At 38.2% G+C, this 10,619-nt stretch carries 9 protein-coding genes and 1 pseudogene; 6 read left to right on the forward strand and 4 right to left on the reverse strand.

What is annotated here, in order from left to right; all coding sequences use genetic code 11:
• Window positions 1-322 precede the first annotated feature (322 nt).
• The 6 genes and pseudogenes from P3T48_RS14180 to P3T48_RS14205 form a co-directional block, all read left to right on the forward strand.
• Window positions 323-508, forward strand: a pseudogene (locus P3T48_RS14180) (RHS repeat domain-containing protein); the annotation flags it as partial.
• 498 nt (window positions 509-1,006) lie between these two features.
• On the forward strand, window positions 1,007-3,064 hold the full coding sequence (locus P3T48_RS14185) for a TonB-dependent receptor (RefSeq protein WP_276507121.1): 2,058 nt from the start codon (window positions 1,007-1,009) through the stop codon (window positions 3,062-3,064).
• Between the two features lie 94 nt (window positions 3,065-3,158).
• Window positions 3,159-3,494, forward strand: a complete 336-nt coding sequence (locus P3T48_RS14190; protein WP_153127563.1) for a hypothetical protein — start codon at window positions 3,159-3,161, stop codon at window positions 3,492-3,494.
• 377 nt (window positions 3,495-3,871) lie between these two features.
• Window positions 3,872-4,564, forward strand: coding sequence for an XAC2610-related protein (locus P3T48_RS14195; RefSeq protein ID WP_276507122.1), 693 nt, complete (start codon window positions 3,872-3,874; stop codon window positions 4,562-4,564).
• Between the two features lie 767 nt (window positions 4,565-5,331).
• Window positions 5,332-5,643 carry a hypothetical protein gene (locus P3T48_RS14200; RefSeq protein WP_276507123.1) on the forward strand — a complete coding sequence of 104 codons (312 nt, stop codon included), beginning with the start codon at window positions 5,332-5,334 and terminating at the stop codon, window positions 5,641-5,643.
• A 401-nt stretch (window positions 5,644-6,044) separates the two neighbouring features.
• Window positions 6,045-6,566, forward strand: a complete 522-nt coding sequence (locus tag P3T48_RS14205) for an immunoglobulin-like domain-containing protein (protein WP_276507124.1) — start codon at window positions 6,045-6,047, stop codon at window positions 6,564-6,566.
• Window positions 6,567-7,348: 782 nt separating this feature from the next.
• Here P3T48_RS14205 and P3T48_RS14210 read toward each other — a convergent pair.
• From P3T48_RS14210 to P3T48_RS14225, 4 genes are all read right to left on the reverse strand, one after another.
• A complete protein-coding gene (locus P3T48_RS14210; RefSeq protein WP_117695825.1) occupies window positions 7,349-8,095 on the reverse strand; it encodes a hypothetical protein in 747 nt (248 codons plus the stop codon).
• 35 nt (window positions 8,096-8,130) lie between these two features.
• A complete protein-coding gene (locus tag P3T48_RS14215; protein WP_264956827.1) occupies window positions 8,131-9,081 on the reverse strand; it encodes a relaxase/mobilization nuclease domain-containing protein in 951 nt (316 codons plus the stop codon).
• The gene (locus tag P3T48_RS14220; RefSeq protein ID WP_276507125.1) at window positions 9,078-9,491 is read right to left on the reverse strand and encodes a plasmid mobilization protein; all 414 of its coding nucleotides are present in this window, start codon (window positions 9,489-9,491) and stop codon (window positions 9,078-9,080) included. Before P3T48_RS14220 ends, P3T48_RS14215 begins: the two co-directional genes overlap by 4 nt.
• Window positions 9,492-9,675: 184 nt before the next feature.
• Window positions 9,676-10,158, reverse strand: a complete 483-nt coding sequence (locus P3T48_RS14225) for a DUF3408 domain-containing protein (RefSeq protein ID WP_004308662.1) — start codon at window positions 10,156-10,158, stop codon at window positions 9,676-9,678.
• Window positions 10,159-10,619 lie beyond the last annotated feature (461 nt).

Genomic DNA, 10,619 nt, shown 5'->3' on the forward strand with positions numbered 1-10,619 from the left:
TAGATAGAAAACATTGTGCTCCCACACATTTTTTTGTTGTAATTCAATGTATAGATATAGTTGCAAAGCTATTATCATACAAAGAATCTTTATTCTACACATTTGTTGGCATAGTTTGTTTATATAACTATAATCACAGCAATAAAACTATTAATTTTACGTTCTTTTCAAAGAAAGGGGTTGTGCAATAGTGGCTTAAAGGCTAAAAGCACTACCTTTGAATGCTGTTAAATATGGTAATGTTCAAAGTCACAATTTGTGATTTTGGAAAAATGAATATAAATATGACAGATAAAATAGAAAAAAGGAGGCAACCCTTGCAGTGCCGTACAATGGCGAGGACAACAACGATTATGTCGATGGCAAGGGCTTCTGCTGCAATGAAGGCAGCTTGGAGGCTGCGCAGGCACGTGCTATGGCACGAGCAGCAAAGAACAACTTCCTAGAAGGCGATACATACGAGAAGATGCAGTTCTACTACCACCCAGACCATTTGGGTAGCAGTAGTTAGTGTTGCGGAATTAAGGATTGGAAATATTCCAAGTATATTGTGTCTTGAAATCGCTCACTCCACATTTTTAAATGAAAATAAAAGCGGATGCCGAAAAGCTCATAGAGTAGGCTAACTTAAATTATTTCAATTTATGAAAAAATAATCTTTTGAAATCTGTTCTGACAGACGAATTTTTTGTTCTGAACAAGGAGTCATTAATGCTTGTTCTTGGAGGTCCAGCTCACACTGTAGCAGCACAAGGTTCTTGTGGTTCTTCAAGAAGTAGCCAAAGCTGTGACAATACAGCTGTGTGCAATTGCATGTGTCCTATTATCACACGACCAAAACCGAGCCTACCAAGCACCAACCTTTAATGGAATTGTAGCTTGTAAGGTTCTCTGAAGAGTTCAAATGGATGGGGCTGCCAAATACTATATTTCGGCATACCCAATCCTTGCTTATAATAATCGTCGACATTTTATTTTTGAAGTCGATACTAAAATATGATATACAATGTATAAATACTATATATTCTTTTTCTTGCTGTTTGTCACAATAACAGACATTACAGCACAAACAGACAGTACCAAGACCGAAAAACTGCCAGAAGTTATTGTTACTGCTGATGGTCAAATTGAAATGAGCAACAAGGCATTGTTGATACCAACTCAACTTGAGAAAAAACATTCTACAAATGGTTTTAATCTACTATATCTTATGCAGACTCCTGACTTGGAAGTATCAGCACGCACTCGTAGCATTACTACTCATAGTGGAGGAGAGGTTGTATTGTGCATTAATGGAATGGAGGCATTGCCAGAAGATGTAGCATCTCTTAGTGCAAAGAACATTCGTACAATAGAGTATATAAGAACTCCAAGCGGTAAATATGCAGGTAAAGCAGGATTGGTTAATTTTATAACTGTAAAAATGAATTATGGGGGCAATGTTTATTTTTCTGCAAATGAAGGATTTGCCTACAAATCGGGGGAATATTTAGCTTTTGCTGATTTTAATAAAAAACGATACACACTTTCCCTAACCGTCACTGGTGACTGGCATAGAGATCATAGCTATACAGAGGGAAATGATATGTATGTCTTTTCAGATAAATCCGTTTTGGAACGTAATTATAAAGATGAGAGTCCGTTGAAAATAAATAATGGGCAAGCTATGCGATTGCGCTTAACCTCCATGGGGAACACCCACAGATTAAATACCTATGTGGGCTTTAATCGTCAGGCTGTGCCAAATTCCAATACCATACAGGGTATTTACTACACCGAACCATATGGTGCAACAAAGCGTACTGTTTCATATAACAGCCAATCTATAGCACCATCAGCGTATGTAAATTACACATTATGGTTGCCTAAAGAGCAGGCTTTTGACGTTACAGCATCTGCTTCTATGGGGCACAATAAATACCACAGTCTGTATGCAGAAACAGAACAAGCTTCATTAAGTTCAAAAGTAATAGAAGACAACTATGTGCTGAATGGTAATATTCGCTATTCGAAAACTTGGAAAAATAGCCTTACTCTAACAGGCGCATTTAGCAATGATTATAAACATTATACTGATAATTATGATGGAACAGCAAATGGAAAACAGCATCTGACTTCCAACATTACTGTTGGATTACTTCAACTTAGCAAATATAGTGAGAAATACTATTACTATATCTCTGCGGGGTTATCTAACACGGCCGTTTCTTTAAACTCCATACATAATAATTACTGTATGCCTGTTGCTTTTTATGGTGGAAACTATGTCATTAATAACAAGCACTCTTTATCGTTAAATGGTCTTTTTACTCATACTTTATTTGAACCGTCAGAAAAAAATTCAATGGTTGTTCCGACATCTTTTTTTGAGGCAACTTGTGGTAATCCTGACATTGCACCGATGAAAGTATTAGGAAACACCCTTTCATACAATGGACAAATTGGAAAAATTCGTTTGTCTTTATCGTATGATAGTAATATTTATTTTGACAACATAGTACATCAGTATACAGCTAATACGAATACGATTTTTGATACTCGTATAAATGGCGGAACTTTCTACGGTAATATGTTTACTGTAGGTTGTGCCTATAATTTATTCAATGAGCATTTGCGTTTGAGCGCCACAGTGATTGAAGAATGTAATACATTAAAAGGGGCTACTTACGATATGTCGCACAACAGTTTTCGCATAAAAGGTGGCTTGGTTTATCTTGCAGGAGAATGGATGCTTAGTTTCGATTATCAGACTCCATATAAATCACTTGATATTCGACAACCGTGGTTCATCCAACGTCGTCCTACCTATGAATGGAAAGTGAGCTGGACTCATAAGGCGTTGGCTATTGAGGCTTTAGTACGCAATCCCTTTTCACGTTATGACAAGCAACATATAACAATGGATTATGGGTGTTATAATAGAAATTCGCGGATTTTTAACGAAATCAATGGGCGTAATATAAATTTAACACTGACTTACAGCCTTAGCTATGGCAAGAAATCTAAACGTGAAGAAATTGAGGTTAATAAGAATATTGATAGTGCTATCATGAAAATGTATTAATCAATGACCAAAACGATAAAAAGTCTTCATCAACATGATTCCATGCAATGTGGCATAGCCAGTACGATAGTACTATTTGCAAAAAGTAATAATTATGAACTATATTTGTGGTTGGGGAATATTAGCGTCTATAACAGGAATTGCAATAATGTTTTCTGTTATTAAGCACAAAAAGTCGGTAAGTGCCGTAAAATATGGCACTTACTTGATTTTTTCAATTTTGATGATATGCTTAGGAATAACAACCATCTTATTTAAAAGATATGATAGTATTTGTGCAATATTCTTTGGTATTACATTCCTAAATATCACATACAAAGACAGGCGTAATTTCCCACCGAGTTTTACAATAAACTATATTAATTATCTTAAAGGATATGTTGTTGGTTTTATGTCTATAATGTATGCTTTGTTTAGAATTTTTGAATAGTAAGAAGAATGGAAATGTTAAAGATTTATTGAAGCGGAATTCCTCCTAATCCGCCTTTCCATATAATGCCTTTGTCTTGCGCCCAACCAACGTAGGACAATGGCTTTTCCTTTGTGGGCAGCAGCCATCGGCTTCATCTCCTGTTACGCTTCGCTTCATCTGCACCTTTTTGGTGAAAACAACCTGAATCAGAAGAAGACCTTCTCGAACACCGTACCGACGGCACCGATGCCTTCGACACGCTCTATATCGGCTGCGAGAAGTTCCCACAGCACGATTTATATCCAATTGCTATTGGTGGAGTAAGATAATTGCTAATTTTTGCAGAAAATAAAAAGAAATTCTGTATCTTTGTCGCAATAAAAATAAAAAGAAGTATGAAAAAGATAGTTTTTATTCTACTCATTTTTTGTAGTTTTCTTGTTGTATGGGGATGCAATAAGAATAAAACGAAATGTGTTCTACAGAAAGAAGCAACTTCTGATTCTTCTATGAGAAGTAATGACGACACTCTAAGCCTTATGATAGAACATGAGGTTGACGATGTTGATTATGGCGTGATTATAAAACGTGGCGACAAGACCATTCATCGCTTCGGATACAAATATCCTGAAGATGATGATCTTGTACCAAATGAAGAACGTATTGATAGTTGTCTGTTGACTGACTTGAATTTTGACGGTATAAAAGAAGATGTGCTGTTTTATTTGGGTAGCTTTGGTGCTTCTGGCACTAAACATTTTGATGCATATGTTTGGAATCCTAATACAGAGCATTATGACAAAATTGAAGAATTCAAAGATATTTCAAACCCCAAAATCAGCGGCAAATACAAATGTATTCTTTCAAGAGTGTATGTTTCTTCCGCAGAGAACGAATATGCAAAATATGTATGCACCAATGGACATCTCATTAAGGTTGCCGAATTGAGACAATATTGGAAAGGGAACATTTATCCAGAGCGAGACAGGGCTGTTTATGAAGAGCATTTTGTTAAAGCTAATGTTTGGAAGAGAAACTTGAAACTAAATCAAATTAGCGATTTCTGGAAACCGGTCGTACCGTTTTGATTATATCCAATTGGAGTTGGTGGGGTCATATAAAAATAAAAGGAATTATGGGCAAATATCGCTTTCCATAATTCCTTTCTAATATTTTTTCTTTTTAATGAATTGTAGATATTACCTTTTTCCTATTATTAAAAATATATATGCGTCCGTTCTCTATGCTTGTTACCTTTTTTCCAGACAAATCATATATCTGTTCTCCCTTTTGTGGGCTTATTGTAATGTTATCGACTCCTGTTGTCGGGAAATCATCCGTTTAAGGGGTAAATACGGTGCAACGAGTTAACCGATTAAAAATACACAATCATAGCAATAAAACTATTGATTTTACGTTCTTTTCAAAAAGGGTTTGTGCAATAGTGGCTTAAAGGCTAAAAGCACTACCTTTGAATGCTGTTAAATATGGTAATGTTCAAAGTCACAATTTGTGATATTGGAAAAATGAATATAAATATGACAGATAAAATAGAAAAAAAGGAGAGCAGCGAACTGTGTATATCACATAGGTGCATCCATTAAGGACTTAGGCAAAAAGTGTTTTGGTTTCTCCAAGATGGCAACAAAATAGTTCAAAGAGCGAATCGCCCCACTTTGGGGCTATATTTGGGCTACAGGAGGCATTTTCACGTTGCATAAACAACTCGTTCGCCAACTGGTTGTCAGAGTTAGTTAACGCCGAGGATTGCATAAAGGCTTTCCAAGGCATATGTTTAATTCAAATTTAATCCACTTTTAAAGTGGAGTCATGGATAAAATCATATAGAATAAAGATGAAGGAATTAGTGGGTATTATATTATTGACAGTTTTGGTAGTATTTGGTTCATGCAACTCCAATACTAATGTGTCTCTTGTGGGAACATCTCCGCAACTATTTGGTGTACGCCAAGTAAGCTCAGGTAATCCTGGCTATAGAAATAGAGAGTTGTTCATAAACGAATTGGAAAAAAAGTGTAAATATCCTATTGAGTTTCAAAAAAATAATTTAGAAGCATACGTTGCTGTTGAATACACGACAGACCAACGAGGATATATTGTTAAAAAAAAGTGGTTGCTTGCGACAATAAAAAATTCAAAAAGATAACATTGGATATATTCGACGAAGTTAAAACTCTTAAAATAGCCACAACAGAGAAAATAGATACAATCTACTTCCAATACAAGATACAAGATTCACCAACTTTAATCCATTCAAAAGTAGATGTCAAGATTATCGGCTATGGCAGCAATAATAAATCAATTTTAATGAAGTAACTCGATTTATCATAATTCACTACTGTCCAATAAAAAAGGCAATTCAAATACACGTTCTTCTTCAAGTGGGAATGGTTTTGGTTCTTTTGGAAGTGGAAGCAATAGTAGTAGTCAGGATTTTAATAGATGATTGTTTATGAAGAAACTGTTAATAATAAAGCCAAAACAAAATAGGTTAGTGATAGTGACCTTTGTAATTTTCATTTTTGTCTAACATAAAAAATAATGAGTATGAAAATTAATTTTATTTTTTTGCTAGGATGCATGATTGCATGTTTATTGTTTCTTTCTTGCTCTGTTGGGGATAAAAGTAATAGTCAAGTAACGGAAGCAAGTGCTTTAACTAGTAATGTGCAAGAGAATAAATCCGAGCAAGAGACCAAAACAGCAAAAGAGGCCAACTCTGTACAAGGAAACCTTGGCTTGGAACTCTCGCAGACGCATTTTACGAATAAACCTCAAGTTGTTACGTTGACTATAACCAACAATTTACCATGGACTTGTATCGTTGGTTATGAGTACTTTATCGAGAAGGAAAATAAAGGTTGGAAAAAGATTCCATTGAAGAATGCTGCCTTTATAGAGATAGGTCTTGGCATCCGACCAAACACTGCCAGAAAATTTCAAATTGATCTGGGCAATGTACGTCAGAAATATACGAAAGGGACATATCGCATTGGGAAGAAAATGAGAATAGAGACAACAGAAGGCTACAGAGATACAACGGGTTACTGCTCGTTCAACGTCTTATAATTAATGCCACTTTGCGCACTAAAAGGTGTGTGAAGTGGCATTGTTGTTTATGAAACTATTGTAAAGAAGTTTCCTCAGGATTAAAATATAATAATTCTTGTGGAACGATAGAATATAGAGGGGAGAAATATACTATAAAAAAGAGTGTTTATTATGTTAAAAAGAAACTGCAAAATGTAGATGTGTATAGGAGTGATGGTATAATATCCTATACTAAAAGTGAAGTAGAATCAGATAAAAAGCTCGCAAACTATTTAGAGATTCCTTTGGTTAGAATTGTTGTGATTAGTAAGGATAAACTTTTGGATAATAATACATTATTTTCTTATGAAGCAAAAGGAGATTCTATATTTGTTAATCAGGTAAAAAATCTTATCATTTACGTAAATTTTATTCAAAAGTAAACTCTATGGGGAGTTTTTTATTATGGTTCTACAAGAATTAGTGTGTGTTAACGAGAGTGTAAGCTAAACTATGTCATGCTATCACTGTTATAGTTTAATGCAGTTTATTTGCATTTTGTTCAGTATAGTTTTCCCAATAATGAAGATTTATACTATTTTCTCCATTTAAATAAAAATCCGTGGATAAGCCTATGATTACCCACGTTTTTTTTGTTGGTATGCTCGGCATGAGCTTATCTAATGGGGCAAGTCCCTAATAAGCCTGGTGTGGGAGGTCGGTAAATGTGAAAATAGGAGGCAACTGCCTTTTATGATTAGCATTTACCTCCTACCCGATTCGAAGCGAAGAATGCGCTTGTACCCGTTGGTCGTTGTCTATTATTTCTGATTAATTTTCTTTTTAATTTCACTCACCTCTTTAAATAGGCTATTAGCAATGCTATCTTTAATTGCTGCCATCTGTATCATTTCGTTATGATAGCGAATTGAGTCCTCGTAAATATTTACATGAGTTCTCACTTTCTCAATAACTTCTTTATTTGGGCATACAGAAAAGTTCTTTTCGATGTATCGAACATTGGGGTCGTCAGATGGAAGAACCATCTTCAATGCACGATATTTCAAGTCTGCCTCCTCCCAATCTTGGTGCTCTCGCCATTGGGTGAGGTTGCCCCAAATGGAGAGAACGAGAGATAGAGCCAAGCCGCCAATGAAAAGAAGAACATACTTTGATGTAGGCTCGAAGCGATGGGTGACAAGTTTCTTCTGAGGTGAATTGTTCATCACTTCAAGTTTGTCTTGCAATGCCTTCGAGGAAACATCATTCTCTTGTCTCATCTGCTTGACAGCATCAACCAAGAGCTTGCTTCGCTGCTCATTTTTGCCGAGTTCAGCCTTGATAAGGTCAACAAAAACAACAATGGCATCTCTTAATTTGGATATTTTACCTCTGACTTCCTCTTCCTTGCCAAACATAGCAATGATTGATTTCTCCAACTTGGTTGTGTCATTACTTGCAGGAACGGTTTCCGCTCCTGCGTACTTTGGTGAAGCAGAAAGTTCATCGACTTTCTGCTCCAATCTCTCAACTGTGCCGTAGATGGCTTCCAATAGTTCTTCTTTCATCTTTCTTTTGTTGTTTGAATGGTTTGTAACTTGCATCAAAGGCTAAAGCCTCTTCTGCGTTTCTTCTTTTTTTTCTTGGATGATTCATCCTCTGGGAATTGCTCAAAGGTCTGTGCATTGGCAGGAGCAAAGAGTCCTATGGAAGAAATACCATTCCATGGGTTCAGGCTGCTCTCCGACATGAATGGCAACAGCTCGTCCTTGAAACTACCTTGCTCATATTGTTGAGTAGAACTGGCTCTTGCTGATAAATGGTTCTCCATTACCTTAAATCTCGCATTCAGTTTGCCAAAGCTATAGTCTCGGCTAATCTGCGTACCCTTGAAGCTATATCCATCATTGCTGAAACGGATGCCTTGAACCTTGGTTCGCTCCTTATCCTTATAGACAAACTCTAAGTGAACACCTCGTTTTGCAAGTTCACTTTTGAACTCGTCCCAGCTATCTGCCATTCTCAATGCGCTCTTTACAGCATTGTGAATCTCGTATTTGGCACGCTCCGCATTGCGCAATTTGCGAGTGTTAGTCTTACTCTTGTCCGTTCCGTAAGTAAATCCATACTTGGATTTAAGAGCCTTGGTCACTTGCTCATTACGCCTGTAATCATTCCTGTCTGATATGAGTTTGCCCTCATTATTGATGCGGTTATATACGATATGACAATGTGGATTGTCCGTGTTGTGATGCCTTACTATGATGAATTGGGTTTTGGTAATGCCCATCATCTGCATGTATTCAAGGGCTATCTTAGCCATGAACTCATCCGTCAAACGTGGCCTGTCCTCTGGTTTGAAGCTCAATGCAATGTGTCCCACAGGCTTCTTTATCCTTGGATTTAGATGCCTTTGCAGCTCGAAACTTTGCGTTATCTCGGCATTCGTGCCGAGCAGAACACCATCGGAAGCAAGGATTTTCGCCTCGTCCTTGCCTGTCACATAGCGGATGCAACCACCAAAGGATGCCCCTTTCTTTAGCTTTCCTATCATGTGGTATCCTCCTTTCTGTTCATTCCGCTTGGCTTCGGTTTAGAACTTGCTTGGCGATACTCACCAAGGATGGATTTCAATCTTCTCAACAAGTCCACCACATATACATGGGTTTCATGGAAACCTCTCTGATGCGACAACTTGGTAAGTTGGTTGAGATTGTTTGCCATACCGATGAGGTTCTTGGCAATGGCAACCGTCTCAGTGTTGTGTCCACTGACCACCTCGCCGTTCAAGGCGGACTCACGGATGTACTCCGCCAACTTGCGGTTGGCTTTTCTCGCCCTCAGTCTCAATGCCTCGTAGCTTGGCTTCGAGAACTTCACCGTGACAGACTTCGACAGCTTGCGAACTCTGCCCGTGGGCGGTCTTCCGCCCTTTCTCTTGTCTTGTTCCTGTACGTTTGTCATTCGATACACTGTTTACAGTTGGTACACTCACTTTCTGCGACCGTTGGGAGCTAAATTCCTCCGCCCTTATGGTGGAGCGAGGCGTTTTGGGGTTCCCAAAACATAACCTCGCTCCCTCTCATAACACGTTAGTTGGAACTACAGCCTTTCAGCCATCCACGTCCAAGGTCGCAGACCTTAATTCTCACAATTTGCGCCAAGCCTCGAAGTCCTCTTCATAAAGGCTTAGGTGGTGGCGCACGATGTTCTCGATGATGCCCGATACGCTCATGCGTCTCCCTCCGAGGATGCGGACGACACGATCAAGACGGTCTCGTACATCGGAACTGACGAAGACCGGCTTGCGGTCGTCAATCCTTGGAACTTGGAGGAAGGTCTGCTGATACTCCTCCAGTGTTGCCTTGCGCTGCTTGCCGCTGATGCGCTTCTGTGGATTCGGTGGCGATTGAGCCTCATTCGTTGATGTTTCCTCTCGATAGGGAGTTGTTGCAGCAACTTTCTCTACAATTGCTCTCAACTCTGGGTTCTCTACATCATCATAGAGAGAATTACAACTACTTGGATTGGCTTTGTTGCCATACGTAGATGGTTTAACAAAATCCAAATACTCTTTTTCCATCAGCTCCTTTTGCCCAGGAGTCAAGTCTGCATCTTTTGTTTTTGCCATAACTTACATTGTTTAAATTGTTGGTATAGTGGTCACGGTTTGCACCATTGACCGATTGTCGGGTGCAAAGTAAGTGTACTGGGTGCAGCCATGCAACTGATTGGGTGTAACGTGGCAATTTAGTTGTGGCTTGCTTATTTGCATACCGAGATAGTTGTGAGAACTTCAACGTATTTCTCAACTCATCATTGTTCATGTATTCGTTGCAGTCGTGCAAGTTTTTCTTGTTGTTTTTGGCGTTGAAGTCGGCAAACCCCGGCAACATACTGCCACAGAAATTGAAAACGCTTGTTTTTAGATTGCCGTGCCTTATCTTTGCACTCACAAACGTGGAGCACAGCATATGCGTGGAGCTTTGCGACATACAACATAGTATTAACTTAGAAAAAAGAAAAGTATGGGATTCATCGTATTCGAGGAAGAGGCATTCAACTATCTTGATGCCCAGTTGGAGAACTTCG

This window comes from Segatella intestinalis (genome assembly GCF_029348455.1).
Taxonomy (GTDB): Bacteria; Bacteroidota; Bacteroidia; order Bacteroidales; family Bacteroidaceae; genus Prevotella.